Below are 26,402 nucleotides of genomic sequence, written 5' to 3' on the forward strand. Positions count from 1 at the left end.
AGTCGATAAGGGAGCGCGGCGGCCTGCGCCGCGCTCAGACGCTTATTTACCGGCGGCGGTACGCCACTCTTTGATGTACTCCAGGCGTTTTTTCGGCTGCAGGTATTCCAGCAGCGTTTCATCAACCGGAATTGGCTTCAGCGCGTTGCCGAGGATTTTGGTCAGGCCGTCGATATCATTTTTCCCTTCGATATCGTTACGAATGGAGGGAATATCCGCCTGATTGGCCAGAATGTTTTGCCCTTGTTCAGACAGCACATAGTCCAGCCACAGCTTCGCGGCGTTGCCGTTTTGCGCCTGCTGGCTGATGAACGACACGCGCGACAGCACCAGGGTGTAATCTTTTGGATAGGAAATGCCGAGCGACGGATCGTTCTTCGCACGCGCTTCCGCGTAGGAGCCAAGGATGTTGAAGCCGATCAGGTTTTCACCGGAGGAGACGCGCTCCATCATGGTGCCGGTAGATGACTGCACCGATAAGCCGCCTTTGGCGACGTCGGCCAGGGTCTTAAAGTAGTTAGGATCGGCGTTGTGATCCTGAACCGAGAGCATAAAGCCCAGGCCCGATTTTTCGATGTCGTAGGTGGTGACTTTGCTCTTGAATTTGTCCGTCTGGCTGGCAATCAGCTTCGCCAGTGCGGCGTGAGAGTCCGGCACGTCGCCGGCCGGGATCAGACGCTTGTTGTAGATAAAGACCACCGGCTCATAGGTAGTGCCGTAAGCCTTATCCTTCCAGACCGCCCATTTCGGCAGCTGGCCTTGCTCCGGAGATTTATACTCCATGGCGTAGTCGGTGGCGAGCTTCAGCCCGGTGTCCATAGAGGAGCTCCAGACCACGTCGCCGCTCACGCCACCGGAGGCCTGTTCGCTGATGAAACGGTTGTACAACTCGGTGCTGTTCATGTCGTTGTATTCAACTTTAATGCCCGGGTAGGTTTTTTCGAAGCCCTGGATCAGCGGCCCGGCGGCTTTGATGTCGGTGGTCGAGTAAATAACAACCTTGCCCTCTTTCGTTGCGGCATCAACAACTTTTTGATACTCAGCAGGATAGCCCTGCGGCAGGGCAGACAGTGCAGAAGCAGAGAACAGTACGGTAGCGGTAAGCAGAGAAATTCGGAACGTGTTCGACATTATAGTTAACCTTTTAGTTACATTTGAGGAACTAATTGTCAACATAGCGTATCGGGCTCCACCCACAATAGGGGGGAGCGGGTAATGATTCCGAAGTGTGATTGTCGCCGTCGTTTCAGCAATTAACACCATAAAATCCACGAACGTTAGCTTACGAACGGTTCTGGATTACGGTTTCTCGGGCGCTTTGCGGTATAACCTTCGCGGATGGCCGATATTGCCATACAGCATTTCGACGCTGATTAACCCGCTCTCCACGCAGTATTCAAGGTAGCGACGTCCCGTGGTTTTGCTGATCCCCACGTTATCCACCACCTCTTCAACCGACATCGCGTTGTCGGGATGCTCGGCGAACAGGCGTTTAATCCGTTCCAGCGTCTGGGGCTCAATGCCCTTCGTAGACGGGGTAATGGAGGCTTCCGCAGCAGGCAGATTAAACAGGCGATCCAGCGCATGCTGGTCGACCACCTTCACCTGCTGCACGGTGTGGATGAAGCGCATAAAGCGCTCCAGCGAGGCGTGCAGGCGCTGGAAAAAGACGGGCTTAATCAGGTAGTCAAACGCGCCGCTGCGCATGGTGTGGCTGCAGGTCTGCATATCGCTGGCGGCGGTGATGAAGATCACCGAGCACTCATAGCTTTTCAGCAGCGGGTTATCGATGAGCTCCACGCCTTTACCGTCCGGGAGATAGTTGTCCAGCAGGATAAGCCGCGGCTGATGCTGACGAATCAGGCTGCACGCCTGCTCAATCGACGCGGCGATGCCCACCACGCGCAAATGAAAATTTTGCTCGATATACTCGCGATGCAGCTCCGCCAGGTGCGGCTCATCCTCAACGATCACAACGTCAAGTGGTCGGGTCATGCTGTTGCCCATTCGGAATAAACACGGAAAAAATAGTGCCCTGCGGCGTGTTGTCGGCTATCTCAATACTGCCGCCGGCCTTGTCGATATATCCTGCCACCAGAAACAGGCCAATACCGTGCTCGGTACCCACAATGTCGTTTTCGCTGTCCGGTTTGCTGCTAAACCCCTGGCGGAAAATATGCGGCTTCATCGCATCGTCCACCCCGCAGCCCCGGTCGGCTACCTCGATCAGCAGCTCCTGGTTACGGTCAGAAATATAGAGTTCTACCGGCGCGTGGACCGGCGCGTTGAGGGTCGCCTCCACGGCGTTATCCAGCAGATTACCAATAATGGACATCAGCTCCGTTTCACTCAGCGCGGCAGGCATGCGGGTGAGCTGGCAGGCGGGATCAAACAGCAGCTCGATGCCTTTTTCGCGCGCGCTGACGTATTTTCCGAGCAGCAGCCCGCACAGCGCCGGAGAGACAAAATGGGCGGAGACAAAATCCAGCACGCGCTGCGCGCCTTCTGACTGCACCTGGATGTAGCGGATCGCCTCGTCATAGTGTTTCATCTGCAGCAACCCGACCAGCGTGGCGGTCCAGTTCAGCTGTTCGTGGCGCATAATGCGCAGGTTATCCGCATAGCGTTTGATCTGACTAAGCTGGCTGCTGAGCGTGTTAATGTCATTTTTGTCGCGAAAGCTGTACACCCAGCCGCTTTCAACACCCGGTTCGACCTCAATCGCTACGCGGTTGACGATCACCTCCCGCTGGTTCAGCACCGCAATCTGGTCGTGGCTCCCGCTGCTCACCGAGGCGTAGCGCTGGGATAAAAAGCCCGGCGACGTTTGCAAAATGTTTTCCAGCGGTTTACCGATAAGTTCTTTCTCACTTTGCCGAATATCCAGCATTTCTCGTGCCGCGCGGTTAATTAAAATCAGCTGCTTCTCACCGTTGACGGCAAATACCCCTTCGTACATGGCTTCTAATAGCGCGCGCTGCTGTAACACCAGCTGAGCGATATCTTTTGGCTCCAGTCGGAACATCTGTTTTTTGAGGTTGCGGGTAAACAGCCAGGAGAAAATAAACAGCAGGAGCAGAAGCGCAGCGCCGTACAACCCCGACTGCCAGAGAATGCGGGCGTTAATGTTGGCAATATACGAGGTCAGATAGCCGACCGAGACAATGCCAATCACCTGATGCTGCGCGTTGAAGATGGGGGCTTTGCTGCGTAGCGACACGCCAATCCCGCCCTGACGCACGGAAATAATGGTTTTACCCTTTAACACCTCCGCATTATCCCCGCCGATCATCGGTAAATTAATACGCTCCGGAGATTCCGAATGATAAAGGTGCTGTTCCTCGGTATCGCCAATCACAATGTAGCTGGCATCGCTTTCGGCGCGCAGCGGCTGAATTAATCGGGCGATGCCGGGGATATCTCTGGCTGCAACCATAGCCGCCAGACCCGGCATCAGCGCGATCTGGCTGGCCTGAACCCGGGCGCGCTGGCCGAGATCGTGATGGAGCTGTCGGTCAATAAAATGAAACAGGATTGTTCCCAGCAGAACTAACAGCAGGCAGGAGAAGCACACCAGCGCTAAAAACAGCTTTACCTGAAAAGAGAGTCTGCGTTTCATTCAACCTGCGGAAGTTATGCAAAAGTGACATTTGCCGAGCCTGACATGTGCCAATAGCGGACGCAATCTGGCGAGAAAAGAGTTGTGACCTGGCTTTTCGTTTTCGGCGTTATAGCCATCAGGATCCCGTAAGGCTATGCTTCATTCAGCACGATAATAATTACAGAGGCAATGTCATGGATAAAGAACTACTGGATGCGGGTTACCGGGCCTATACCGGCGAGAAAATTGACGTTTACTTCAATACCGGGATCTGCAAACACTCAGGTAACTGCGTGCGTGGGAGCGCAAAGCTGTTTAATCTGAAACGTAAACCGTGGATCGTTCCCGATGAAGTGGACGTTGAAACGGTTGTCCGCGTGATTGATACCTGCCCGAGCGGTGCGCTGAAGTATCGTCAAAAATAAGCGAGGAACCATGGATATTCTGGAAGGCCATAACAAGTTTTACGTGAATGATGCGAACGGCAACCAGGTCGCGGAGATTGTCTTCGTACCGACCGGCGAGCACCTGAGCATTATCGAGCACACCGACGTGGATGAGAGCCTGAAAGGGCAGGGCGTTGGCAAACAGCTGGTGGCGAAAGTGGTGGAGAAGATGCGCGGTGAGAACCGCAAAATTATTCCCCTGTGCCCGTTCGCGAAGCATGAGTTTGATAAAACGCGGGAATATGACGATATTCGGGCGTAAATAACACCGGCGATGGCCGGTGTTTTTTCATCTCGCCTGCTCAAATAGCAATATCAACGCGATCAGCACCATTATCCCTCCTGATGCCATGCTTACCAGACGCGCCGCCTGCGGCCGGGTCGCCAGTACCGCTTTCGAACCATACCCCACCAGCAGATAGACCAGCGTACAGGTGATAAGGTGCATCACGCCAAGCGCGGACATTTGCATTGCTATCGACCAACTTCCGGTCGGATCGGTAAACTGCGGAAGCAGCGCCAGGAAAAGTAAAAAAACTTTCGGGTTAAGACCGCTAATACAGAGTCCTTTCACCGCCCACTGCCTCCAGTTTCCCGCATGGTGGGTGGCCTTTTCCGGTGCGGCAGGGTGACGCAACAAGCCTATGCCAAGCCACAGGAGATACAGGGCTCCCGCCACGGTCAACCCGGTTAACGCCAGCGGATGTTGAGCAATCACTACCCCCACGCCAGCCACCACAATCAGCGTGGCTAACATATGCCCGGACATCAACCCCATCACCGCCGGCACCACGCGTCGCCCGTTAATTCCGGCGCTAATGGCGTAGGCCCAGTCGGCGCCTGGCGTCATGATAAGCAGAAAAGAAACCACCCAAAAGCCGGCCACAATACTCATTTCCATCGTCCTGAAGACTCCCGCAGTGCGTCAAAGGTTGAGAAAAAGAATATCGCTAACCCTGCGAAATAGGCTTTCAATGTTATGCTCATAACACCGTGAAATTGAGAAAATCTTCCACATGGATAGCATCGATCGAAAAATTCTTGCTGAGCTACAGTCTGATGGCCGCTTATCCCTGACCGAGCTGGCTGAAAGAGTGAACCTGAGCCTCTCGCCGTGCCATCGTCGCGTGCGGGCGCTGGAGCAAAGCGGGGCCATAACGGGATACCGGGCCAGCCTCGACCCCGCCAAAATGGGATTCAACTTCCTGGCGATAGTGTTTGCGACGCTGAAGGAGGGGGACAGAAAGGCGGTTAGCGCGTTTGAAGCGGCGGTGGAGAAGATCCCGCAGATTGTGCTGGCACAGCGCCTGTTTGGCGATCCCGATTATCTGATGCACGTCGTGACCCGCGACCTTCCCGCTTTCCAGAAGCTCTACGACGAGAAGCTCTCCGCCATGCCGGGCGTGCAGCATCTTCGCTCAACGCTTGTCATGAAAACGGTCGTGCAGGACAGGCCTTTTCCGCTGTAAGCAGCAGGCCAGGACTGAATAGCCTGCCCGGCAGAGCACCGGGCAGGAAAGGGGATTAGCCTACAAACATCACCGACACGCACAGCACGCCGACGATCAGCGTCAGCAGGTTGCCAATAGAACGATACTGTTTCAGCGACGGGATCAGGTACGTCGACAGCGTCGGCATGATAAACAAAATCATGGCGATAAGCGGGCCGCTAATGGCGTAAATCATTGAGATCGCATTCGGGTTAATGCAGCAGACCACAAAGGTAATCAGCGACACGCCCAGAATGGAAATTGCGCGGTTAAAGGCGCGGCTTTTCTTCACGCCCACCTGACCCAGCGACGATTTTACAATCTCCGTCGCCCCTTCAATCACCCCAAAATAGGTGCCGAGGAACGATTTTGACATCGCCACGATCGCCACGATAATCCCGGAAATGCCCAGCCATGTCGGTGAGGAAGGCATCATAGACAGCGCCGACAGGATCGTGACCCCTTCCTCTTTCGCCGCCACGATATAAGACGGTGGAATGGACAATAAGCAGCTAAACACGAAGAACAGCACGCTCAGGCAGATAATCAGGTACGCCACCTTCATGATTTTTTTGCATTTACCCATGGCTTCGTCACCGTACTTCTCGCGACGATCGACTGCAAACGTCGAGATAATCGGGGTATGGCTAAAAGCGAAAACCATCACCGGGATCGAAATCCACACCTGATGCAGCGTATGTTGATTGAATGCCATCTGGCTGGTGAGCAGCGACGGCTGCCAGCTTCCGGTCAGGTACAGAGACACAAACAGGAAATAGGCGATCAGCGGGAACACCAGGAATCCCATTACTTTTATCGTAATGTGACGCCCCATCAGGAAGATCATGTTCAGCACCAGCACGACGCCAAAGCTCACCAGCATGCGCACGCCGGTATCGACCGTCATTCGCTTTGCCAGCTGTTCGGTTAATGAGTTCGTTATCGCCACCGCGTAAATCAGCACCACCACAAAGAAGGCGACAAAATAGAGCGTGGTGATCAGATTGCCGATCTTCTTACCGTAGTAGTGGCTTACCGCGCCAGTAATCCCTTCGTTACCTTTAGTTTTGGACGACAGGATAAATTGCGCCAGCGCTTTGTGCGGCCAGTAAGTTAATGGATAGGCCACAAGGGCGGTAATAAGCAGGACAATCGCGCCTGCGGAGCCAAGCTGAATGGGCAAGAACAGCGTTCCTGCGCCCACGGCGGTGCCATAGAGGGCGAAACTCCAGAGAGTCTCTTCTTTTGACCAAATTTTCGACATTAGAGCAACGTATCAACTATAAAACGAACAAAAAGAAGTGCAATTTACCATAATTATGAGGCGAGGACGCAGTTGCTTCGAAAGAGATTGGCCGGAGCAGGCGTCCGGCCAGAAGAGAATTAGTTTGCCAGGGCGCGTCGCTGCTGGCGGCGCTTGATAAATTTTTCGCGCAGGGTGTCATACGCCCAGTTATAGAACATGGTGTACGGCAGGAAGAACAGGAAGAAACCTATTTCCAGAGTGAATGCCTGAAGCAGCGTCACGCCCAGTACGGCGGCGACAATAGACACGCCAATCACAATAAATCCGCATTCAAATCCTAAGGCGTGCAGGGCGCGAACTTTGGCCGTGCGTTTCACGCGCTGAACGGGCCAGAAACGGTCAAACCCGAAATTATAGATAATGTTCCAGAGCATCGCCGTGGTGGCGAGGATGATGGTTAACCCTCCCATTTCAACCACGGAGCGCTGCATGAGCCAGGCTGCGGTGGGCGCGAGGATGGCGGTGGCAATCCCTTCAAAGCAGACGGCATGGAAGATCCGCTCCGGCAGTTTACGTTGGAGTGCATCCTGATGTTGCATAGTGACCTCATTAATTCGCCGGTATGGGCGTTGATGTGGCCTATTTTTATCGCTAAAGCTGATATATTAAAGATGGTATCCATCGATAAAGTAGATAGTTCATGCGCTATTCCCCCGAAGCTCTCACCGCGTTTGTCGAGACGGTTGCTGCCGGCTCTTTTTCTGCTGCGGCCCGTCGCCTGCGTAAAAGCCAGTCCACGGTCAGCACCTCCATTGCCAACCTTGAGGCGGATCTGGGGTTCGATCTTTTTGACCGCTCGGCCCGCCAGCCGGTGTTAACCGCCCAGGGCGAGCAGGTGTTGGGCTATGTGCAGTCGATCCTCGCCGCCAGCGCGCGGCTTGACGAGCTGGCGGTATCCCTGACGGCGCAAACCGAGGCGCGCCTGACGTTTGTGCTTTCCGACACGCTCAACCCGGACGTGCTCGAAGATCTGATGAAACAGTTCGACCAGCGTTTTCCCCATACGGAATTCGAATGTCTGATTGGTGAAGAAGAAGATGTTATCGACCTGCTCCAAAAGGAGAGGGCGCAGATTGGCCTGACGGAAGCGCGCGACAGCTACCCGACGGATATCGGCGCGACCCGCCTTCCCATGCAGACCCGCATGGCGATCTATGTCTCTGCAGAGCATCCTCTTGCCGGACAACACGAAACAAAAAGCGACGAGCTGCACGGCTGGCGCGAGCTGCGGTTGAGCACCTATCTTGAGCGCGAGACGCCGCTTGCCCGAGGGCCCATCTGGTCGGCGCCAAATTACCTGTTACTCTTGAGTATGGCGGTGCAGGGATTTGGCTGGTGCGTGCTGCCGTGCGCATTGGTAGACGAATTCGCCGCCGCAAAATCACTGGTGCAACTGAACGTCCCCGGCTGGCCGCGCGCGATCGGCATCGATCTGCTGTGGAACAAACGATCGCCCCCAGGCGTCGCCGGAAGTTGGCTGCGACAGTATTTGCAGGACGCTCGCTAATCCTTGTGATTTAACTCACTATTTTTAAACAATTACGATAATTGTTGATAACAATAATCTACTATCGTCAGGTCATTTAACACTGAGGTCGTGATGAAAGATGTCGTCATAGTGGGTGCGTTGCGTACAGCTATCGGCTGTTTTCAGGGGGCACTTGCGCGCCACTCGGCTGTTGAGCTGGGCAGCGTAGTGGTGAAAGCGCTGGTGGAGCGCAGCGGGATCGCAGCACATGAAATTGATGAGGTGATCCTCGGCCAGGTTCTCACAGCGGGAGCCGGGCAAAACCCTGCCCGCCAGGCTGCCCTGAAAGGCGGCCTGCCTAACACCGTATCCGCGATCACCATTAACGACGTCTGCGGCTCCGGCTTAAAAGCGCTGCATCTTGCCACTCAGGCCATCCAGTGTGGCGAGGCGGACGTGGTCATCGCTGGCGGTCAGGAGAACATGAGCCGCGCCCCGCACGTACTCACCGACAGCCGCACCGGCGCACAGCTGGGCAACAGCCAGCTGCTCGACAGCCTGGTGCACGACGGCCTGTGGGACGCCTTCAATGATTACCACATGGGCGTGACGGCGGAAAACCTGGCGCGTGAATACGGCATCAGCCGCGAGCTTCAGGACGCCTGGGCGCTCAGCTCGCAGCAAAAAGCCCGCGCCGCGATAGACGCCGGACGCTTTCGTGACGAGATCGTTCCGGTCAGCACACAGCGCCAGAACGGCGACACCGTGATGGTGGATACCGATGAACAGCCGCGCACCGATACCAGTGCAGAAGGGCTGGCAAAGCTCAATCCGGCGTTTGAAACGCTCGGTTCCGTCACGGCGGGAAACGCCTCTTCCATCAATGACGGTGCGGCTGCCGTGATGATGATGAGCGAAAGCAAAGCGCTTGAACTTGATCTCCCCGTGCTGGCGCGAATCAAAGCCTTCGCCAGCGTGGGGGTCGATCCTGCCTTTATGGGGATCGCGCCGGTATATGCCACGCGCCGCTGTCTTGAACGCGCCGGCTGGCAGCTCTCTGATGTGGATCTGATTGAAGTGAACGAAGCCTTCGCAGCGCAGGCCATCTCGGTGGGAAAAATGCTGGAATGGGACCCGCAGCGGGTAAACGTTAACGGCGGGGCGATTGCGCTCGGCCATCCTATCGGCGCGTCCGGCTGCCGGATTCTGGTATCGCTGGTCCACGAAATGAAAAAGCGAAACGCCCGTAAAGGCATCGCCACGCTCTGTATTGGCGGCGGACAAGGGGTTGCGCTGGCGATTGAGCGATAACGCCTTGTCACCGTGAAGAACCTCCCTTTGGGAGGTTTTTTTTTACATTCAGAACGACAAATTTACCCTCATCAGTTCATTCTCACGCGGAATTGAATAATTGCGTTCTGAATTATTCGCAACGCTAGCATCAGACTGTGATCTCTCTCCGGAAATTTAATCTTAAGTTCCCCTTTTTGTTGATGAAGTTCACGTCCATCTTTGCCAAAAAAAGTGAAACAAATAATTACGATCCTGGTCACTAAAATAACGTTATTTAAAAAATAAACTGCAGTTTCATAAAAACGAAACGTTATTTTAATTGAGGGTTTTTCATGTTTAATAAATCTCTGGTCCTTGCTTCCCTTATTGGTGCGTCCTTCGCGGCTAATGCTGTTACCGTCGATCTGCGTCATGAATACATTGACAGCGGCTCGAACGCCGACCGCGTCTCCGTCTCGCACCGCTTTGCAAATGGCTTAGGTTTTTCCGTCGAAGCGAAGTGGAAATCTGGCGGCGACAAAGCCGATCAGCCGTTTGCGGACGTCGTGGGTAACGGCCACGAAGATCAAATTAGCTGGCGCTGGAAAGCCACTGACAATATTGCGCTGACGCCTGCTTTTACGATTGAAAGTAATGATAGCCGCACCATTTATAAACCGAATCTGCATTTGCAATATAGTTTTGATAGTGGCTTCTACGTGGCGGCACGTTACCGCTATGAATATACCCGCTATCCGTCAAGCTCAAATAAAGAAGATGATAAAGTAAACCGCGGTGATGCCTGGGTGGGTTGGGTATTAGGCGACTGGCGTACCGAGCTTAACTATGTTTATGCGAAAAGCTCTGAGGGTATGATTCGAAATAACAACAAAGACTATTCCAACGAATATAACGCCAAGCTGGCCTATAAATGGGATAAAAACTGGGCGCCGTATGTTGAAGTGGGTAACGTAGGCGTGAAAGAGACCGACGAACGCCAGACCCGCTTCCGTTTAGGCGTGGCGTATTCCTTCTGATTGTCCTGCTCCTTTTCTAAAAACCGCCGGGTGGCGCTGCGCTGACCCGGCCTACTTTGATCCCTCCCATTTCACTCTGTAGGCCCGGTAAGCGTTAGCGCCACCGGGCAAAACGCGCGCACCAGGCCCAAAAAAAGCCCTCCGCAGGGGAGGGCAAGGCCAGTTACAGAAACACTAACTCAAATCATGCTTGCAACATTTCAGGTTGCTCGGGAAGTTTCGCGATATAGAGCGCCGGCTTGCCGTCTTTATCGGAACTGTACAGCACCGCTTTATCATCCGGGGTAAAGGAGGGATGCGGATGGGTGACCTGGCGGCTGTTATCCACCGTCGCCCAGGAGGTATCGTGACGGGCGATGCGGAAGTACGCTTTCTTCGCCACGTCAAAGGCATACAGGTACGGATCGTTATCGATGGTATAGCCGCTGGTGTCTTTAACGTCGACCGGCGTGCCGGAACCGTCGCCCACCAGCAGCGTGCCGTCGAAGTTACTCATCAGGTGCGAACAGGAAGGCATCTGCATCACCGCCTCGTTAACGCCCGTGTCCGGGTTAAAGCTGTAGATGGTGCGGCCCTGCTGGCCTTTTAGATAGGAAACATAGACCAGGGCAGAACCGTTTGGCACCCAGAATTCATGCGTGCAGCTTTCACCTGCGGCGTGCTCTTTTACTTTGCGCACGTTGCTCCCGTCTTCGTTGACCAGCCACATGCGGGCGTCAACCAGGTCGTGCGGGCCTTCGTGGCAAAACGCGACCGTACTGTCATCAAACGGACGGTAAATCGGGTGCCCAAGCCAGTTCTTTTCTTCATGGATGGTGGAGCTTGCGCCGGTTTTCAGATCGACGCGCAGGAGGCGGCAGTGCGGCCCTTTATGGAAAAAGTCGTGGAAAATCTTCCAGTCATTCAGCGGCGTCCAGTCCCGTTTGGCAATTTCAATGCCGACCAGTTTGGTGCAGTCGCTGTTTGCAACCCAGGTGCCATAGCCGACCCACTCATCAGAGACGCGATAGACTTCGCGCTCTACCAGCGTCTGCAGATCCACCTCCAGCAGGGTGCGATCGTTCTTCACGTAGTAGAAGGAGGCATCATCCGGCGAGAGGAAGCCGCCAAAGGTGTTATCGCCCGCGCCTTCCGTCAGCTGTACCGCTTCGGCCTTTTTCAGATCCAGCAGGTAGTAGTTCCAGTGGCCGTCGAACTCCCCCGCGAACAGCAGATGGCTGCCGTCGTTAAAGAAGCACTTCTGGTAAAAGTAGTTGCGATGACAGGTTACTTCCGGGGGGGTCAGGCGGGTCACTTCCACGCCTGTATCCGGATCGCGGCTGACCTCGTAGTTCAGATTGACCCGCATACCTTTAGCCATAGTGCGCTCCTTGTAGGAAAGATAAGTTAAAAACTGGGTGTCAAAATATCAAAACGTCGTTTCAATATGTGTGACTTAAGACGCAATTCGTAAGAATCATTTATGTGAATTATGGCGGCACGGCATTATCGTGATCGAAACATCATTTTCGGTATTAAGATACAGAAAAAGTGAAACAACGTTTTAAATGCAATTGAAATGCCTAATCTCTGCGGATACTATGTGCTCATCAATAAAACGGAACGCCGTTTCGTTAATTATCTTTGCCTTTGGGCACGATCAATTCTGGAGGTTTACGTGGACATCAGACAAAGCATCCACAGTGCACATGCTAAGACGCTGGACACCCAGGGCCTGCGCAATGAATTCCTGGTTGAACAGGTGTTCGAGGCCGACAAATACACCATGGTCTACAGCCACATTGACCGCATTATTGTCGGCGGCATTATGCCCGTGGCGAAAACCGTCTCCGTGGGCGGCGAGGTGGGTAAACAGCTGGGCGTGAGCTATTTCCTGGAACGCCGCGAGCTGGGCGTGATTAATATCGGCGGGCCGGGTACCGTCACCGTCGACGGTCAGTGCTATGAGATAGGCCACCGCGACGCGCTGTACGTCGGTAAAGGGGCGAAAGAGGTGGTCTTTGCCAGTATCGACAGCGCTAAACCGGCGAAGTTTTACTACAACTGCGCACCGGCACACACCACCTATCCAACCAAAAAAGTGACCCCTGCAGACGTTGCGCCGGTCACGCTGGGGGATAACCTCACCAGCAACCGCCGCACCATCAACAAATACTTTGTTCCGGACGTGCTGGAAACCTGCCAGCTCAGCATGGGGCTGACCGAGCTTGCGCCGGGCAACCTGTGGAACACCATGCCGTGCCACACCCACGAGCGCCGCATGGAAGTCTATTTCTACTTCAACATGGATGAAGATGCCTGCGTGTTCCACATGATGGGGCAGCCGCAGGAAACGCGCCATATCGTGATGCATAACGAGCAGGCGGTGATTTCTCCAAGCTGGTCCATTCATTCAGGCGTGGGAACGAAAGCCTATACCTTTATCTGGGGTATGGTGGGTGAGAACCAGGTCTTTGATGACATGGACCACGTCGCTGTTAAAGATCTGCGCTAGTCGCGGGCAGTTAAGCATAAACCTGCCTGTTCGTGACAGGCGCTGAAAGAGTAAGGAACAAACATGATTCTGGATGCATTTTCTCTGCAGGGTAAAGTGGCCGTGGTTTCCGGGTGTGACACCGGTCTGGGCCAGGGCATGGCGTTAGGCCTGGCGGAAGCGGGCTGCGACATCGTCGGTATCAACATCGTTGAGCCAACGGAAACCATCGAGCGCGTCACCGCGCTGGGCCGCCGTTTTCTGAGCCTGACGGCTGACCTGCGTAAAATCGATGCGATCCCTGAGCTGCTGGATCGTGCCGTGGCGGAGTTCGGCCATATCGATATCCTGGTGAACAACGCGGGCCTGATCCGTCGCGAAGATGCGATTAACTTCAGCGAGCGCGACTGGGACGACGTGATGAACCTGAACATCAAGAGCGTGTTCTTTATGTCTCAGGCGGCGGCGAAGCACTTCATCGCGCAGGGTAAAGGCGGCAAGATCATCAACATCGCCTCTATGCTCTCCTTCCAGGGCGGCATCCGCGTGCCGTCTTATACCGCGTCGAAAAGCGCGGTGATGGGCGTAACCCGTCTGCTGGCAAACGAGTGGGCGCAGCACAACATCAACGTCAACGCGATTGCGCCGGGCTATATGGCGACCAACAACACCCAGCAGCTGCGCGCTGATGAAGAGCGTAGCGCGGCGATCCTTGAACGTATCCCTGCGGGGCGCTGGGGTCTGCCGAGCGATCTGATGGGGCCGATTGTGTTCCTGGCCTCCCCGGCATCGGATTACATCAACGGCTACACCGTGGCCGTCGACGGCGGCTGGCTGGCGCGTTAATTCCGCCTGTATCAATAACCTCTGCCCATGGGCGGAGGTTTTTTTTGCGCAAAAATTGGCTTAGTCCATATCGATAAAGATGAAAAATCCATACTGAAAAATCATAAATGACGGTAATCACACTTTTATTGCTTAAATATTAACTAATTAGTAAAAATACGTGATTATTCGCCACGCGTTGAAATTGTAATGTCCATCACAGAACGGTATGCCGCAGCGAAATAATCCATAACTTCGCGATTTCCCGCCTGACACTTTTCCTCACTTTCTCGTAATTTCAGTTAACGAATTTTGCTGTTGAGGCAGGAAAAATATGACATCTATAAATGACTCTACCCTTATGCCCGCTGCGCTGCGTGATACCCGGCGCATGAATCAGTTTGTCTCTATTGCGGCTGCCGTGGCGGGTTTGCTGTTTGGCCTGGATATCGGCGTGATTGCCGGTGCGCTGCCGTTTATTACCGATCACTTTACCCTCAGTAACCGTCTGCAGGAGTGGGTGGTGAGCAGCATGATGCTCGGCGCGGCCATCGGCGCGCTGTTCAACGGCTGGCTGTCGTTCCGTCTTGGCCGCAAATACAGCCTGATGGTCGGGGCGATCCTGTTCGTTGCGGGCTCGATCGGCTCCGCGTTTGCAACAAACGTAGAGGTGCTGCTGCTCTCCCGCGTGCTGCTGGGCGTGGCGGTGGGGATTGCCTCCTACACCGCGCCGCTTTATCTCTCCGAGATGGCGAGCGAGAACGTGCGCGGGAAGATGATCAGCATGTATCAGCTGATGGTGACGCTCGGCATCGTGCTGGCGTTTCTGTCTGATACCTATTTCAGCTACAGCGGTAACTGGCGCGCGATGCTCGGCGTGCTGGCGCTGCCCGCGCTGCTGCTGATCGTGCTGGTGATATTCCTGCCGAACAGCCCGCGCTGGCTGGCGCAAAAGGGGCGTCACGTGGAGGCGGAAGAGGTGCTGCGCATGCTGCGCGATACCTCGGAAAAAGCGCGTGAGGAGCTGAACGAGATCCGCGAAAGCCTGAAGCTCAAGCAGGGCGGCTGGGCGCTGTTTAAGATTAACCGTAACGTACGCCGTGCGGTGTTCCTCGGCATGCTGCTCCAGGCGATGCAGCAGTTCACCGGGATGAACATCATCATGTATTACGCCCCGCGCATCTTCAAAATGGCAGGTTTCACCACCACCGAACAGCAGATGATTGCCACGCTGGTTGTCGGGCTGACCTTTATGTTCGCCACGTTCATTGCGGTATTTACGGTGGACAAAGCCGGACGCAAGCCGGCGCTGAAGATTGGTTTTAGCGTGATGGCGATCGGCACGCTGATCCTCGGCTACTGCCTGATGCAGTTTGATAACGGCACCGCGTCCAGCGGGCTGTCGTGGCTCTCCGTTGGCATGACCATGATGTGCATCGCCGGTTACGCAATGAGCGCCGCGCCGGTGGTGTGGATCCTGTGTTCTGAAATTCAGCCGCTGAAGTGCCGCGACTTTGGTATTACCTGCTCCACCACCACCAACTGGGTGTCGAACATGATCATCGGCGCGACCTTCCTGACGCTGCTGGATTCGATTGGTGCCGCCGGCACCTTCTGGCTCTATACGGTGCTGAACGTGGCGTTTATTGGCGTGACGTTCTGGCTGATCCCTGAAACCAAAGGCGTGACGCTGGAGCATATTGAACGCAAGCTGATGGCAGGGGAGAAATTGCGGAACATCGGCGTGTGATTTTATCGCCCGGTGGCGCTACGCTTACCGGGCCTAAGGGTTCGAGTAGGCCGGGTAAGGCGAAGCCGCCACCCGGCTTGGTTTTTACCGCATCGCGCGTCTCAAAATACGCTCTGCCTGACGCTGGAAGTCAGCCGCCGTCTCTTCCACGGTTTTCTGGCCGTAGTCGATATACTGCAGAGACGTACCGAACTGGGCCACAATCTGCGGATCGTCAAAGTATGGCGACACGGAAAGTTTCGCAGGCAGCGACTGCGCCAGGCGCAGGCCCGCTACGGAAGGATCGCTCTCTTTGATGGTGCCGTCTTCGGTCAGGAACTGCACCGCCGCTTTGCTCAGCGGTACGCCGCGCTCCAGGCCCAGCGTATCCACACCCTCTTTGCTGTTCAGCAGGAAGTTAATCAGCTTCGCCGCCGCTTCCGGGTTTTTGGTGGATTTACCAATCGACAGCATCTGCGCTGGCTTAAAGAACAGGCCCGCATCGGTTGCGCCCGGCAGCATAGGGTAGCTGCCCAGCTCCAGCTTCGCCGGTGGCTTCAGGTTGTCGGAATACTTGTTGATGGTGGAGTTCCACATGTAGGTGCCGCCCCATTCGCCCTGGATCCACGGCTTCATCTCGTACATGTTGCTCTTGCCAAACGACGCATAGTATTTGGTATCCGGCATCACGTGGCTATCCACCAGCTTTTTGTAGGTCTGGAAGAACTCCACCCACTGATCTTTGCTGTAGCTGAATTTTTTGGTTTTCTCGTCCACGGCAGGAATGTTGTACTTCTGGATCATGTACGAGTTCAGCAGCGCCAGCGTGTCCTGATGCTCCAGCACGACCGGGTAGTACTGCTTGCCAAGCTTGGTCTCGAACGTCTTGCCCGCCGCCATCAGCTCGTCCCAGGTTTTCGGATATTCAACGCCCGCTTTTTTCCAGGTCTCGTCGTTGAAGTAGAATACGCGCGCGGTCACGGAGATCGGAATGCCGTTCAGCTTGCCGTTCACGGTGGTGGACTGCAGCTCTTTTGGATCGAACTGCGTCAGGTCGATGACGTCCTTCATCTTGTTCAGATCGTAAAAGCCGTCGCCGGTTTTGGAGAAGATCGGCAGCCAGTTCCAGTTAGTCTGCATCACGTCCGGCTCGGTGCCGCCCGCGATCTGGGTGGTCAGGCGCGAGAGATGGCCGTCCCAGCCGGTGTACTCTGCCTTCACGTTGATGTCTGGGTTCTGTTTATGGAACTCTTCCAACGCCTTCAGCGTGACCTGGTGACGACCGTTGCCGCCCCACCAGGACATACGTAAATCAACATCTTGCGCCATCGATGGCAAAGCGGTAAGGCCCAGGGTCGCGGAGATTGCTGCGCTTAAAAGCACTTTTTTCATTTTTATAACTCCATCAGAGAGAGAGGTTCTGTTCAGTTTTTGCGTCAAAAATATGACACTTATTCATATCAAACGTGAAGTACACCTTGCGATGAAGGCCTTTATCGATCATTGGCTTAGCTTCATCGGAAGGAATTCGGGCGGTCAGTTCATAGTCCGCAACTTTCAGGTACACAAAGAATTCGTGGCCCATGTTCTCGACGCGCACCATCTCGCCGCTGCAGCCGCCGTCCTGGAACGGCTCGTCAGAGAGCGACACGAACTCCGGGCGCACGCCGTAGAAGACCTCCTGACCGGCCCAGGCAGACACTTTCTCCTGCTTCTCGGCGTTTAGCGGCATGGTTTCATTGCCGATGGCGATATGCAGCTGCCCCGCGTTGTCCACCAGCTGGCACTTGCGAATGTTCATCTCCGGCGCGCCGATAAAGCCCGCCACGAACATGTTCTTCGGCTTGTGGTAGAGGTTATCTGGCGTATCAACCTGCATGATGTGGCCGAGCTTCATCACGCAGATACGGTCGCCCATGGTCATCGCTTCGGTCTGGTCGTGGGTGACGTACACGGTGGTCGCCGGTTTACCGGATTGCTTCAGCTGCTTGTGCAGGTCCGAAATACGGATACGCATTGAGGCGCGCAGCTTGGCGTCGAGGTTGGATAGCGGCTCGTCGAACAGGAACACGTCCGGCTTTTTCACAATCGCGCGGCCTACCGCCACGCGCTGCGCCTGGCCGCCGGAAAGCTGGCGCGGCAGGCGGTCGAGCAGCTCCTCCAGCTCCAGGATTTTGGCGGCTTCATTCACCTGGGCTTCAATCTGATCTTTCGGCAGCTTGCTCAGCTTCAGGCCGAAGGCCAGGTTCTCGCGCACCGTCATGTGCGGATAGAGCGCATAGTTCTGGAACACCATCGCTATCCCGCGCTCCTTCGGCGCGAGGTTGTTCACGATCTTATTGCCGATACGCACTTCGCCGCCGCTGATGGTTTCCAGCCCGGCCAGCATGCGCAGGGTGGTGGATTTGGCGCAGCCGGACGGCCCGACGATCACCATGAATTCCCCTTCGGAGATGGAAAGGTCGATAGCATGTACCGCTTTGAAGCCGTTGGAGTAAACCTTTTCCAGTTTGTTGAAGATAACTTCAGCCATGATATTTCCCTCTTAACCTTTAATTCCGCTGCTGGTAACGCCCTGTACGAAGTAGCGCTGTGCCAGGAAGAAGACAATGATGGATGGCAGAATGGAGATGCTCGCCATTGCCAGAATTTCGTTCCACGGCGCACCCTCGGTGACGTCGATGGACATTTTCAGAGCCAGTGCAATCGGGTATTTGTCCACGCTGTAGACGTAAATCAGCGGCCCGATAAAGTCGTTCATTGACCACATGAACTGGAACAGGGCGACGGAGATAATGGCCGGCTTCAGGATCGGCACCACCACGTACCACAGCACCTGGAAGGAGTTACAGCCGTCAATTTGCGCCGCTTCCTCCATGTCACGCGGTACCCCGCGCAGGAACTGGATCAGCATGAAGACGAAGAACCCCTGCGTGGCGAAGGCCAGCGGCAGGTACAGCGGCATGTAGCTGTTGAGCATGCCCATTTCACGGAACATCAGGTACTGCGGGATCAGCAGCACGGTGCTGGGCAGCAGCATGGTGGTGATGAGCGTGGCGAACCAGAATTTCTTCCACGGGATCTCGAAGCGGGCAAAGCCGTACGCCACGATGGTGGAGGAGATAATGGTCAGGATCACTTTCGGGATCACATACTTGAACGTGTTCAGCATGTAGTGACCGAAGTTGTACTCGGTCCCGGTTTTCCAGCCGTTCACGAAGCCGTCCCAGGTGGCGTGTGCGGGCCACAGGCTGAGGGTGGTGAAGATCTCGTGGTTCGGTTTGAACGACGCCGAGAACATCCACACCAGCGGGTAGAGCATCAGCAGGCCGACAAACAGCAGGATCACATAGCGAATGCTGGCGTTGATTTTCTCTCTGCGCAGCGTGCGCGCCACTTCGCGCTCGGCAACGCTTCTTGCCGTGGAGAGTTGTGGGATATCAGCCATTTTTGCCTCCTTTATCGGCGGAGTAGAAGACCCAGTATTTCGACGACTTAAAGGCGATACCGGCAAAGACGGCGACCACCAGGAACAGGATCCACGCCAGCGCGGCGCCGTAGCCCATATCGAAGTATTTGAATGCGGTGTCGTAGATGTAGAGCGAGAACAGGTAGGTCGAATAGGTTGGCCCGCCGCCGGTAATTACGTACGGCCCGGTAAATTCCTGGAACGCCTGGGTAGTCTGCATGATGAAGTTAAAGAAGATCACCGGCGTAATCAGCGGTACGGTCACTTTCGTGAACATCTGCCATTTGGATGCGCCGTCGATCATCGCCGCTTCGTACTGCGATTGCGGAACGTTTTGCAGCGCCGCCAGGAAGATCACCATCGCAGAACCAAACTGCCAGACGCGCAGCAGGGTAACGGACATCAGCGCCAGCGACGGCTCGCCGAGCCAGTTCACCGGGTCAAAGCCAAACACGCCGATAAAGCTGTTCAGCAGACCATCAATAGCAAACAGCGCGCGCCACAGTACGGCAATGGCGACGGAGCTGCCGAGGATGGACGGAATATAGTAGGCAGTTCGGAAGAATCCGATGCCGCGTAATTTAAAGTTCAGAACAAACGCAATCCCTAATGCGAAGGCGAGCTTTAACGGAATGGTCAAAAATACGTAGGCAAAGGTAACGCCCATGGATTTCCAGAAGAGCGTGTCTTCGGTAAACATGTAGCGATAGTTTTCGATGCCGTTAAACACCGGCGGACTCATCAAATCGTAATCCGTAAAGCTGAGGAAAAACGATGAGACGAAGGGGAAAGCCGTGAAGAGTATCAGCCCAATTATGTAGGGCGATATCCACGCTAACCCCAGCAGCTTGTTTTCATTCATACATACCTACCTGGCGATCAATGGTTAAAACGGAATCTGCTTTTGTTACGATTTCTCATGCACGAAACGCCAGCATGAGAGGGAATATTCAGGGCCGTGCGTATAACGTTTAATTCGTTACAAATTGTTTTATAACGTTTTTCTGTGATTATCGCTGTCAGGCGCGGTTTGAGTTTCAAACCAGGCGAACCAGCGTTCTTGAATACTAAAACATCGTTTTATTTTATTTTATTGCTATTTGTTTCTGCGTCATTCGCTTAATGATGGAAATGTGATCGAGGTCGAAACGGCGTTTCAATAAGGTGAGGGAGGTGGCATTTTTGCCTTATTTCGGGCGTTCAAATAAGAGCGGACGGATAAGAGGAAAGGTAAGCAGATGATGAGTAACAACAATACGCTTTGATAGCTAACTACTAATTCTGATAGTCGGTCTACAGATGGAGCAATCTGGCATTCAGATAATTCTTACTTTCTTGTATCATCGAATCAACGGAATCACACAGGCAGAAATTTACTGCATCCCCTAAAAGAAGAACGTTTATGTCAGCTATGGATTTCAAAAAAAACACGGACCTCGATTTTCCCCACTACACTACCCCGGCCGTCAGTGCTAAAGAGATCGACCTTCTGGGATTGTTAGATATCCTTCTTGCAGCGAAAAAACGCATCATTACCATTGCGTTTGCCTTCGCTTTGATTGGCCTGGCGATAGCATTTTTACTGCCGCAAAAATGGACCAGCAAGGCCGTGATTACCCCGGCAGAGCAGACGCAGTGGAACCCGTTACGCCAGATGATGGTTACGCTGCAGGTGCTGGACGTGGACGTAAAAATTTCCCGCCCGGACGTATTCAACCTGTTTATCAAAAAGTTTCAGTCACAGACCCTGCTTGAAGAGTATATGAAGAGCTCGCCGTACGTGATGTCTCAGCTCGAGGGCACACAGGTCGATCCGCAGGAGCTGCACCGTGCGGTGGTGGGCGTCTCTGAAAACATGAAAGCGAAAAATGACACGCAGGTAAAAGACGCCGATAAAGCGCCTTTTACCTCGTGGACGTTAAGCTTCACCGCGCCGACCGCCGAAGATGCCCAGACGGTGCTTGATGGCTACATCGACTATATCTCTCGCATCGTTGAGCAGGAGACGATGGAGAATATTCGTAACCAGATCGCCCTGAAAACCAAGGTGGTGCAGCAGCAGCTGGAGCTGGATCGCGTGCGTTTGACCAATATTCACAACACCAACCTGCAGCGTCTTAACTATTCGCTTGAGGTCGCCAACGCGGCGGGTATTAAGAAGCCGGTCTACAGTAACGGTCAGGCGGTTAAGGACGATCCGGATTATTCGGTGGCGCTAGGCGCTGACGGTATTTCACAGAAGCTGCAGATCGAGAAAAACATGAAAGATGTTGCAGAGCTGAACGCCGACTTCCAGAACCGTGAATATTATCTGGCGCAGTTGAAAAAATTATCCGTTGAGGACGTCAAGCTTGAGCCCTTTAAGTATCAGCTTTCGCCATCCATGCCGGTGAAAAAGGAGGGTCCGGGCAAAGGCCTGATTGTGATCCTGGCGGGTGTTCTGGGTGGGTTGCTCGCGTGCGGTAGCGTGCTGCTGCGCGAGGCGATGCTCGCCCGTAATCCGCTGCCGGAGCCGATAGCGGAACAAATCTAATTATGAAGAAGGGCGCTGATAACAGCGCCCTTTTTTATTTCAGGAAGTCTTCGCGTACCGGGGTAAAGGTATCCAGAAGTGTGCCAGGCTTGAGGCACACGCAGCCGTGCATCACGTGCGGCTCCTTGTAGAGCGTATCGCCCGCCGTTACCACATGCTTCTCTTCACCGATGGTGAACTCGAACTCGCCGGAAAGCACATAGGTGAGCTGCTCGTGCGGGTGGTTGTGCATTGGGCCGATCGCCCCCTGTTCAAAGTTGACCTCAACCGCCATCATCTTGCCGCCGTGCGCCAGAATGCGACGCGTCACGCCATTGCCCAGATCCTCAAGCGTCGTCTCTTTGTGGAAAATAAACATATCTCCGCCTTGTTATGATGTGAAACATTGTTTCATTTAATTTATATCACTCCGATTTAAAAAGAAACGACGTGACAAAGAACTGGAAACAGGATCACAAGTTTGCTTCACTGGGATAAACCTATAAGGAGGAATGATGAAAACAATCGGCCTGCTGGGCGGGATGAGCTGGGAGTCAACAATTCCCTATTACCGTCTGATTAACGAGGGCGTGAAGCAGCGTCTGGGCGGGCTGCATTCCGCTAGCCTGCTGCTGCACAGCGTGGATTTCCATGAAATCGAAGCCTGCCAGTCGAGCGGGGAATGGGATAAGGCCGGGGAGATTCTGGCGGAGGCGGCGCTGGGGCTGGAGCGGGCGGGCGCAAAGGGCATCCTGCTGTGTACCAATACCATGCACAAGGTAGCGGCGCATATTGAAGCACAGTGTTCGCTGCCGTTCCTGCATATTGCGGATGCCACCGGGCGGGCGATTGCGGCATCCGGGATGACGCGCGTGGCACTGTTGGGTACGCGCTATACCATGGAGCAGGACTTTTATCGTGGCCGTTTGCACAGCGAATTTGGCATTGAGAGCCTGATCCCGGACGAGGCTGACCGGGCGCGCATTAATCAGATTATTTTTGATGAGCTTTGCCTCGGCACCTTCAGCGAACCTTCCCGCGCGTATTACGCCAGCGTAATTGAGAAACTCGCGCAGCAGGGTGCCGAAGGGGTTATTTTCGGCTGCACGGAGATCGGTTTGCTTGTACCCGCCGAGCGCAGCCCGATCCCGGTGTTCGACACCGCAGCCATTCACGCCGCCGATGCCGTCGAGTTTATGCTTTCATAGTGGGTTTTGCAGGCCAGGTAAGCGCAGCGCAGCCTCACGCGCGTGCTCGATCAGATGCCCGGTAAAAGCGTCAACCAGCGCCGAAGCCGGGCGGTGCAGCGGGCGGATCAGGCTCACGGTGAACGGAACGGACACGCTAAAGCGGCGGATGACGATCCCGCTTCCGGCATAGTCCAGCGCCGTGAGGGGATTGACGACCGCGACGCCCACGCCCGCGCGCACCATGGCGCAAATTGACGCCGCGCTATGCGTTTCCACCACCATCCGCCGCTTCACCTGATGCTCGGCAAACAGCGCGTCCAGCAGCTGACGGTAGCTGTCGGTCTGCGACAGGCTAATGTAGTTCTCGCCGTGGAAATCAGCGGGCGTCAGCACCTCTTTGCTGGCAAGGGGATGGCCGGCGGGCAGCACGCAAACTTCGTCCAGCGAAAGCAGCTCCGTGCGCTCCGTGCCGGCAGGCGTGGCGAGGGTTTCCGTCAGACCCAGATCGTGACGCTGGGCCGACAGCCACTCTTCAAGCAGCGGCGACTCCTGCGGCACGATGGTGAGGTTGACCTCGGGGTATCGGGCCAGAAAAGGCTGCAGCAGCGCGGGCAGGAACGACTGGGAAAAAACGGGCAGGCAGACGATGGACAGCTCGCCCTGGCGAAACTCGCGCAGGCTCTCTGCCGCGCTCACAATCCTGTCCAGCCCGTACCACGATCGCTGTACCTCTTCGAACAGACGCAGGCCCTGAACCGTCGGGTGCAGTCGGCCTCGCGTGCGCTCGAACAGCTTCAGTTCCAGCACCTTCTCAAAGCGCGCCAGCTCGCGGCTGACCGTCGGCTGCGAGGTATGCAGCATCTGCGCGGCTTCGGTGAGATTGCCGGTGGTCATCACGGCGTGAAAAATCTCGATATGGCGGAGGTTAACGGCGGGCATAAGGCACCTGATGGCTGAACGTAATCCATATCATTTTTGCATAGACTCAGGATAAAACGATATTTTTTATTCCCTTCGGGCTGTGGCGTAATCAGGTAAAACAGTGATTACCCGGAGAAGACCATGCCACGCCCGCTGAACCAGACGGATACCGATTTGAACGCCGACAACCTGCTACGCCTGCCCGCCGAGTTTGGCTGCCCGGTGTGGGTCTACGATGCGCAGATTATTCGCGAGAAGATCGCCGCCCTGCATCAGTTTGACGTGGTGCGTTTTGCCCAGAAGGCCTGCTCCAATATTCATATTCTGCGCCTGATGCGCGAGCAGGGCGTAAAAGTCGACTCCGTCTCGCTGGGCGAAATCGAGCGCGCGCTGGCCGCCGGGTTTGATCCAAAAACCGATAGCGACGCGATCGTCTTTACTGCGGATCTGATTGACGACGCCACCCTGGCGCGCGTCCAAGAGCTGCAGATCCCGGTGAATGCCGGTTCTGTGGATATGCTGGAACAGCTGGGGCAGGTCTCGCCCGGTCACCGCGTCTGGCTGCGCGTGAACCCAGGCTTTGGTCACGGCCACAGCCAGAAGACCAACACTGGCGGAGAGAACAGCAAGCACGGCATCTGGTATGCCGATCTGCCTGCCGCGCTGGCGGTACTGCAGCGCTATAACCTCACGCTGGTAGGCATTCATATGCACATTGGTTCCGGCGTGGATTACGGCCACCTTGAGCAGGTGTGCGGAGCGATGGTGCGCCAGGTTATCGCGTTTGGTCAGGATCTGGAGGCGATCTCCGCCGGTGGCGGGCTGTCTATTCCTTACCGTGAAGGTGAAGAGGCGATCGATACCGATCACTATTACGGCCTGTGGAGCACGGCGCGCGACAACATCGCCGCCCACCTGGGTCATCCGGTGAAGCTGGAAATCGAGCCGGGCCGTTTCCTGGTGGCAGAGTCGGGCGTGCTGGTGTCGCAGGTGCGAAGCGTGAAGGAGATGGGCAGCCGTCACTTCGTGCTGATTGACGCAGGCTTTAACGACCTGATGCGTCCGTCCATGTACGGCAGCTATCACCACATTACGGCGCTGGCCGCCGATGGCCGCGATTTAACGCAGGCTTCGCGCGTTGAGACAGTTGTTGCCGGTCCGCTGTGTGAATCCGGCGACGTCTTTACCCAGCAGGAAGGCGGCAAAGTCGAAACGCGCCCGCTGCCTGAAGTGAAGCCGGGGGATTACCTGGTGCTGCACGATACCGGCGCGTACGGGGCGTCTATGTCGTCTAACTACAACAGCCGCCCGCTGCTGCCGGAAGTGCTGTTCGATCGCGGCGTGGCGCGGCTTATCCGCCGCCGCCAGACCATTCAGGAGCTGCTGGCTTTAGAACTCATCTGAGTAAAGTACGGCCCCGTTGTGACCGAGTCGCGCAGGACCAGCGTGCCGGTAAACGGCGGGATTGCTTCGACCGGCTGGTTTTTCGCCAGCCGGATCGCCTGATCGATAGCGGTGACGATCATATTGTCGATCGGCAGGTAGACCGACGATAGCGCAGGCTCCAGCCATTTCGCGCTGGGCGCATCGTCAAAGCCAAACAGCGAAATATCCTGCGGGATCTTAAGCCCGGCCTGGTGCAATGCTTTAGAGGCACCTAATGCCATATCATCGTTACAGGCAAACAGGGCGCTGAACGGTACCTTCTCGTCAATCAGCTCTTTGCACAGCTCATAGCCCCGCGTCATGCCCGCATCGCCGTACTTAATCCGCCGCTCGTCCAGACGAATGCCGTGCTTTTCCAGCGCCTTGCGATAGCCCATCAGGCGCGCTTTGCCGGTGGGGGTATGGATAGGCACGGTCATGCAGGCGATCTCGCGATGCCCCTGGCTTATCAGGTAATCTACCGCTTTGAAGGCGGCATCCTGCTGTTCGAAGAAGACGCAGCGATCCGGTGCCTGGCTGACTTCACGGTTGATCACCACCAGCGGCGTTTGCACGCTGTGGATCAGCTTGATGATCGCCTTTTCGCTCATGTAGCGGGTGTACAGCACGATGGCGTCGCATTTGCGATCGGCCAGCATCTGCACCGCCTGTTCTTCCTGCTCCGGCGCGTCGTGACCGTCGGTGACGATCAGCTGTTTACCGTGCGTCTCCGTCTGCCGCGAGGCCTGCTGCAGCAGGCGGCCAAAGTAAAAGCCGTCGAAGGTAGAAACCACCAGACCAATGCTGTTGCTGGTCTGGTTAGCCAGCGAGCGCGCGAGAAAGTTCGGGCGATAGCCCAGCTCTTCCATCGCAGCGAACACCTGCTTTCGCGTACTCTCTTTAACCTGACCCGTGCCGTTCAGCACGCGCGAGACGGTGGCCTTCGACACGCCCGCACGCAGTGAGACATCCAGCATTGTTGCCATTCGAAATTCCTGCTTCCCCGTTATGGTCTGCAGTTTAACACAGACCTCACGGCGCATAAGCGACGCGGGACCGGCAAAACCCCATGAGGATCACGCTTTTCAGCAACGATCTAACGGCGCGGAATAAATGGCTGAAAGTGGTATGCCAAATTGGTCAAAAATCGCAATCTGGAATACCTCTGGCGGCGTTGAGAGCTTAATCACAGAACAATCCGCATCATGAAGCTATTTTTGGTATGCCAATAGTATCCG

Annotated in this window: 26 protein-coding genes; 12 read left to right on the forward strand and 14 right to left on the reverse strand. The window is 55.3% G+C overall.

The genetic code is table 11. The annotated features are described in order from the left end of the window. Positions 1–42: 42 nt before the first annotated feature. The 3 genes from E0L20_RS08850 to E0L20_RS08860 all read right to left on the reverse strand — a co-directional run bounded on the left by E0L20_RS08850 (position 43) and on the right by E0L20_RS08860 (position 3,619). A complete protein-coding gene (locus E0L20_RS08850; RefSeq protein WP_131633632.1) occupies positions 43–1,131 on the reverse strand; it encodes an ABC transporter substrate-binding protein in 1,089 nt (362 codons plus the stop codon). A 168-nt stretch (positions 1,132–1,299) separates the two neighbouring features. Next, the gene (locus tag E0L20_RS08855) at positions 1,300–1,995 is read right to left on the reverse strand and encodes a response regulator (RefSeq protein WP_131633633.1); all 696 of its coding nucleotides are present in this window, start codon (positions 1,993–1,995) and stop codon (positions 1,300–1,302) included. Continuing rightward, the gene (locus E0L20_RS08860; protein ID WP_131633634.1) at positions 1,979–3,619 is read right to left on the reverse strand and encodes an ATP-binding protein; all 1,641 of its coding nucleotides are present in this window, start codon (positions 3,617–3,619) and stop codon (positions 1,979–1,981) included. Before E0L20_RS08860 ends, E0L20_RS08855 begins: the two co-directional genes overlap by 17 nt. A gap of 176 nt (positions 3,620–3,795) precedes the next feature. Between E0L20_RS08860 and yjdI the strand changes: the two genes are divergently transcribed. Together yjdI and E0L20_RS08870 are read left to right on the forward strand one after the other, a co-directional pair. Next, on the forward strand, positions 3,796–4,026 hold the full coding sequence (gene yjdI, locus E0L20_RS08865; RefSeq protein WP_032660181.1) for a 4Fe-4S mono-cluster protein YjdI: 231 nt from the start codon (positions 3,796–3,798) through the stop codon (positions 4,024–4,026). A gap of 10 nt (positions 4,027–4,036) precedes the next feature. Continuing rightward, positions 4,037–4,309 (forward strand): GNAT family N-acetyltransferase, encoded by a 273-nt coding sequence (locus E0L20_RS08870; RefSeq protein ID WP_008499687.1) that lies wholly within the window; start codon positions 4,037–4,039, stop codon positions 4,307–4,309. 27 nt (positions 4,310–4,336) lie between these two features. On the opposite strand, the gene E0L20_RS08875 is transcribed toward E0L20_RS08870, so the two are convergent. Further along, complete coding sequence (locus E0L20_RS08875) at positions 4,337–4,948, reverse strand: LysE family translocator (RefSeq protein WP_131633635.1); 612 nt, start codon at positions 4,946–4,948, stop codon at positions 4,337–4,339. A 115-nt stretch (positions 4,949–5,063) separates the two neighbouring features. Between E0L20_RS08875 and E0L20_RS08880 the strand changes: the two genes are divergently transcribed. Further along, on the forward strand, positions 5,064–5,516 hold the full coding sequence (locus E0L20_RS08880) for an Lrp/AsnC family transcriptional regulator (protein WP_131633636.1): 453 nt from the start codon (positions 5,064–5,066) through the stop codon (positions 5,514–5,516). A gap of 55 nt (positions 5,517–5,571) precedes the next feature. Here the strand turns inward: E0L20_RS08880 and E0L20_RS08885 are convergent, their stop codons facing one another. Continuing rightward, positions 5,572–6,801 carry an amino acid permease gene (locus tag E0L20_RS08885; RefSeq protein ID WP_131633637.1) on the reverse strand — a complete coding sequence of 410 codons (1,230 nt, stop codon included), beginning with the start codon at positions 6,799–6,801 and terminating at the stop codon, positions 5,572–5,574. Positions 6,802–6,920: 119 nt separating this feature from the next. Next, positions 6,921–7,382, reverse strand: a complete 462-nt coding sequence (locus tag E0L20_RS08890; RefSeq protein ID WP_131633638.1) for a multidrug/biocide efflux PACE transporter — start codon at positions 7,380–7,382, stop codon at positions 6,921–6,923. A gap of 101 nt (positions 7,383–7,483) precedes the next feature. Between E0L20_RS08890 and E0L20_RS08895 the strand changes: the two genes are divergently transcribed. The 3 genes from E0L20_RS08895 to E0L20_RS08910 all read left to right on the forward strand — a co-directional run bounded on the left by E0L20_RS08895 (position 7,484) and on the right by E0L20_RS08910 (position 10,620). After that, positions 7,484–8,350, forward strand: coding sequence for a LysR family transcriptional regulator (locus tag E0L20_RS08895; protein ID WP_131633639.1), 867 nt, complete (start codon positions 7,484–7,486; stop codon positions 8,348–8,350). A gap of 93 nt (positions 8,351–8,443) precedes the next feature. Continuing rightward, a complete protein-coding gene (locus E0L20_RS08900; RefSeq protein WP_131633640.1) occupies positions 8,444–9,622 on the forward strand; it encodes an acetyl-CoA C-acetyltransferase in 1,179 nt (392 codons plus the stop codon). Between the two features lie 314 nt (positions 9,623–9,936). After that, positions 9,937–10,620, forward strand: a complete 684-nt coding sequence (locus E0L20_RS08910) for an oligogalacturonate-specific porin KdgM family protein (protein ID WP_131633641.1) — start codon at positions 9,937–9,939, stop codon at positions 10,618–10,620. Positions 10,621–10,804: 184 nt separating this feature from the next. Here the strand turns inward: E0L20_RS08910 and E0L20_RS08915 are convergent, their stop codons facing one another. After that, positions 10,805–11,980 (reverse strand): oligogalacturonate lyase family protein, encoded by a 1,176-nt coding sequence (locus E0L20_RS08915; RefSeq protein WP_131633642.1) that lies wholly within the window; start codon positions 11,978–11,980, stop codon positions 10,805–10,807. A gap of 297 nt (positions 11,981–12,277) precedes the next feature. Here E0L20_RS08915 and kduI point away from each other — a divergent pair, with 297 nt between their 5' ends. The 3 genes from kduI to araE all read left to right on the forward strand — a co-directional run bounded on the left by kduI (position 12,278) and on the right by araE (position 15,668). After that, complete coding sequence (kduI, locus tag E0L20_RS08920; protein WP_131633643.1) at positions 12,278–13,114, forward strand: 5-dehydro-4-deoxy-D-glucuronate isomerase; 837 nt, start codon at positions 12,278–12,280, stop codon at positions 13,112–13,114. Positions 13,115–13,177: 63 nt separating this feature from the next. Further along, on the forward strand, positions 13,178–13,939 hold the full coding sequence (kduD, locus tag E0L20_RS08925) for a 2-dehydro-3-deoxy-D-gluconate 5-dehydrogenase KduD (protein WP_042717044.1): 762 nt from the start codon (positions 13,178–13,180) through the stop codon (positions 13,937–13,939). 313 nt (positions 13,940–14,252) lie between these two features. Continuing rightward, a complete protein-coding gene (gene araE, locus E0L20_RS08930) occupies positions 14,253–15,668 on the forward strand; it encodes an arabinose-proton symporter AraE (protein ID WP_131633644.1) in 1,416 nt (471 codons plus the stop codon). Between the two features lie 84 nt (positions 15,669–15,752). Here the strand turns inward: araE and E0L20_RS08935 are convergent, their stop codons facing one another. From E0L20_RS08935 to E0L20_RS08950, 4 genes are read right to left on the reverse strand one after another with little or no spacing between them, the layout of a single operon-like run. Continuing rightward, positions 15,753–17,039 (reverse strand): ABC transporter substrate-binding protein, encoded by a 1,287-nt coding sequence (locus E0L20_RS08935; protein ID WP_131633645.1) that lies wholly within the window; start codon positions 17,037–17,039, stop codon positions 15,753–15,755. Between the two features lie 13 nt (positions 17,040–17,052). Next, a complete protein-coding gene (locus E0L20_RS08940) occupies positions 17,053–18,180 on the reverse strand; it encodes an ABC transporter ATP-binding protein (protein ID WP_131633646.1) in 1,128 nt (375 codons plus the stop codon). A 12-nt stretch (positions 18,181–18,192) separates the two neighbouring features. After that, the gene (locus E0L20_RS08945) at positions 18,193–19,095 is read right to left on the reverse strand and encodes a carbohydrate ABC transporter permease (protein WP_131633647.1); all 903 of its coding nucleotides are present in this window, start codon (positions 19,093–19,095) and stop codon (positions 18,193–18,195) included. After that, complete coding sequence (locus E0L20_RS08950; protein ID WP_131633648.1) at positions 19,088–19,978, reverse strand: carbohydrate ABC transporter permease; 891 nt, start codon at positions 19,976–19,978, stop codon at positions 19,088–19,090. Before E0L20_RS08950 ends, E0L20_RS08945 begins: the two co-directional genes overlap by 8 nt. A gap of 540 nt (positions 19,979–20,518) precedes the next feature. On the opposite strand from E0L20_RS08950, the gene wzz(fepE) reads away from it, so the two are divergent. After that, entirely contained in the window at positions 20,519–21,649 is a 1,131-nt protein-coding gene (gene wzz(fepE), locus E0L20_RS08955) for an LPS O-antigen length regulator Wzz(fepE) (protein ID WP_131633649.1), read from the forward strand. A 34-nt stretch (positions 21,650–21,683) separates the two neighbouring features. Here the strand turns inward: wzz(fepE) and E0L20_RS08960 are convergent, their stop codons facing one another. Beyond that, positions 21,684–22,007 carry a cupin domain-containing protein gene (locus E0L20_RS08960; protein WP_131633650.1) on the reverse strand — a complete coding sequence of 108 codons (324 nt, stop codon included), beginning with the start codon at positions 22,005–22,007 and terminating at the stop codon, positions 21,684–21,686. Positions 22,008–22,143: 136 nt separating this feature from the next. Here E0L20_RS08960 and E0L20_RS08965 point away from each other — a divergent pair, with 136 nt between their 5' ends. Then, the gene (locus E0L20_RS08965) at positions 22,144–22,836 is read left to right on the forward strand and encodes an aspartate/glutamate racemase (RefSeq protein WP_131633851.1); all 693 of its coding nucleotides are present in this window, start codon (positions 22,144–22,146) and stop codon (positions 22,834–22,836) included. On the opposite strand, the gene E0L20_RS08970 is transcribed toward E0L20_RS08965, so the two are convergent. Next, complete coding sequence (locus E0L20_RS08970) at positions 22,831–23,757, reverse strand: LysR family transcriptional regulator (protein WP_131633651.1); 927 nt, start codon at positions 23,755–23,757, stop codon at positions 22,831–22,833. The genes E0L20_RS08965 and E0L20_RS08970 overlap by 6 nt on opposite strands. Before the next feature lie 123 nt (positions 23,758–23,880). Here E0L20_RS08970 and lysA point away from each other — a divergent pair, with 123 nt between their 5' ends. Continuing rightward, a complete protein-coding gene (gene lysA, locus E0L20_RS08975; protein ID WP_131633652.1) occupies positions 23,881–25,143 on the forward strand; it encodes a diaminopimelate decarboxylase in 1,263 nt (420 codons plus the stop codon). Here the strand turns inward: lysA and E0L20_RS08980 are convergent. Continuing rightward, positions 25,113–26,150 carry a LacI family DNA-binding transcriptional regulator gene (locus E0L20_RS08980; protein ID WP_131633653.1) on the reverse strand — a complete coding sequence of 346 codons (1,038 nt, stop codon included), beginning with the start codon at positions 26,148–26,150 and terminating at the stop codon, positions 25,113–25,115. The genes lysA and E0L20_RS08980 overlap by 31 nt on opposite strands. Positions 26,151–26,402 lie beyond the last annotated feature (252 nt).

It is taken from the genome of Enterobacter wuhouensis, from assembly GCF_004331265.1.
In the GTDB taxonomy this organism is placed as follows: Bacteria; Pseudomonadota; Gammaproteobacteria; order Enterobacterales; family Enterobacteriaceae; genus Enterobacter; species Enterobacter wuhouensis.

Coding starts and splice junctions, on each gene's coding strand:
- E0L20_RS08850 (WP_131633632.1), bottom strand. CDS start 1,131: ATGTCGAACACGTTCCGAATTTCTCTGCTTACCGCTACCGTACTGTTC.
- E0L20_RS08885 (WP_131633637.1), bottom strand. CDS start 6,801: ATGTCGAAAATTTGGTCAAAAGAAGAGACTCTCTGGAGTTTCGCCCTC.
- E0L20_RS08945 (WP_131633647.1), bottom strand. CDS start 19,095: ATGGCTGATATCCCACAACTCTCCACGGCAAGAAGCGTTGCCGAGCGC.
- E0L20_RS08900 (WP_131633640.1), top strand. CDS start 8,444: ATGAAAGATGTCGTCATAGTGGGTGCGTTGCGTACAGCTATCGGCTGT.
- E0L20_RS08970 (WP_131633651.1), bottom strand. CDS start 23,757: ATGCCCGCCGTTAACCTCCGCCATATCGAGATTTTTCACGCCGTGATG.
- E0L20_RS08915 (WP_131633642.1), bottom strand. CDS start 11,980: ATGGCTAAAGGTATGCGGGTCAATCTGAACTACGAGGTCAGCCGCGAT.
- E0L20_RS08875 (WP_131633635.1), bottom strand. CDS start 4,948: ATGGAAATGAGTATTGTGGCCGGCTTTTGGGTGGTTTCTTTTCTGCTT.
- E0L20_RS08890 (WP_131633638.1), bottom strand. CDS start 7,382: ATGCAACATCAGGATGCACTCCAACGTAAACTGCCGGAGCGGATCTTC.
- lysA (WP_131633652.1), top strand. CDS start 23,881: ATGCCACGCCCGCTGAACCAGACGGATACCGATTTGAACGCCGACAAC.
- araE (WP_131633644.1), top strand. CDS start 14,253: ATGACATCTATAAATGACTCTACCCTTATGCCCGCTGCGCTGCGTGAT.
- E0L20_RS08860 (WP_131633634.1), bottom strand. CDS start 3,619: ATGAAACGCAGACTCTCTTTTCAGGTAAAGCTGTTTTTAGCGCTGGTG.
- E0L20_RS08870 (WP_008499687.1), top strand. CDS start 4,037: ATGGATATTCTGGAAGGCCATAACAAGTTTTACGTGAATGATGCGAAC.
- E0L20_RS08950 (WP_131633648.1), bottom strand. CDS start 19,978: ATGAATGAAAACAAGCTGCTGGGGTTAGCGTGGATATCGCCCTACATA.
- yjdI (WP_032660181.1), top strand. CDS start 3,796: ATGGATAAAGAACTACTGGATGCGGGTTACCGGGCCTATACCGGCGAG.
- E0L20_RS08960 (WP_131633650.1), bottom strand. CDS start 22,007: ATGTTTATTTTCCACAAAGAGACGACGCTTGAGGATCTGGGCAATGGC.
- E0L20_RS08855 (WP_131633633.1), bottom strand. CDS start 1,995: ATGACCCGACCACTTGACGTTGTGATCGTTGAGGATGAGCCGCACCTG.
- E0L20_RS08880 (WP_131633636.1), top strand. CDS start 5,064: ATGGATAGCATCGATCGAAAAATTCTTGCTGAGCTACAGTCTGATGGC.
- E0L20_RS08965 (WP_131633851.1), top strand. CDS start 22,144: ATGAAAACAATCGGCCTGCTGGGCGGGATGAGCTGGGAGTCAACAATT.
- E0L20_RS08935 (WP_131633645.1), bottom strand. CDS start 17,039: ATGAAAAAAGTGCTTTTAAGCGCAGCAATCTCCGCGACCCTGGGCCTT.
- E0L20_RS08895 (WP_131633639.1), top strand. CDS start 7,484: ATGCGCTATTCCCCCGAAGCTCTCACCGCGTTTGTCGAGACGGTTGCT.
- E0L20_RS08980 (WP_131633653.1), bottom strand. CDS start 26,150: ATGGCAACAATGCTGGATGTCTCACTGCGTGCGGGCGTGTCGAAGGCC.
- E0L20_RS08940 (WP_131633646.1), bottom strand. CDS start 18,180: ATGGCTGAAGTTATCTTCAACAAACTGGAAAAGGTTTACTCCAACGGC.
- kduD (WP_042717044.1), top strand. CDS start 13,178: ATGATTCTGGATGCATTTTCTCTGCAGGGTAAAGTGGCCGTGGTTTCC.
- E0L20_RS08910 (WP_131633641.1), top strand. CDS start 9,937: ATGTTTAATAAATCTCTGGTCCTTGCTTCCCTTATTGGTGCGTCCTTC.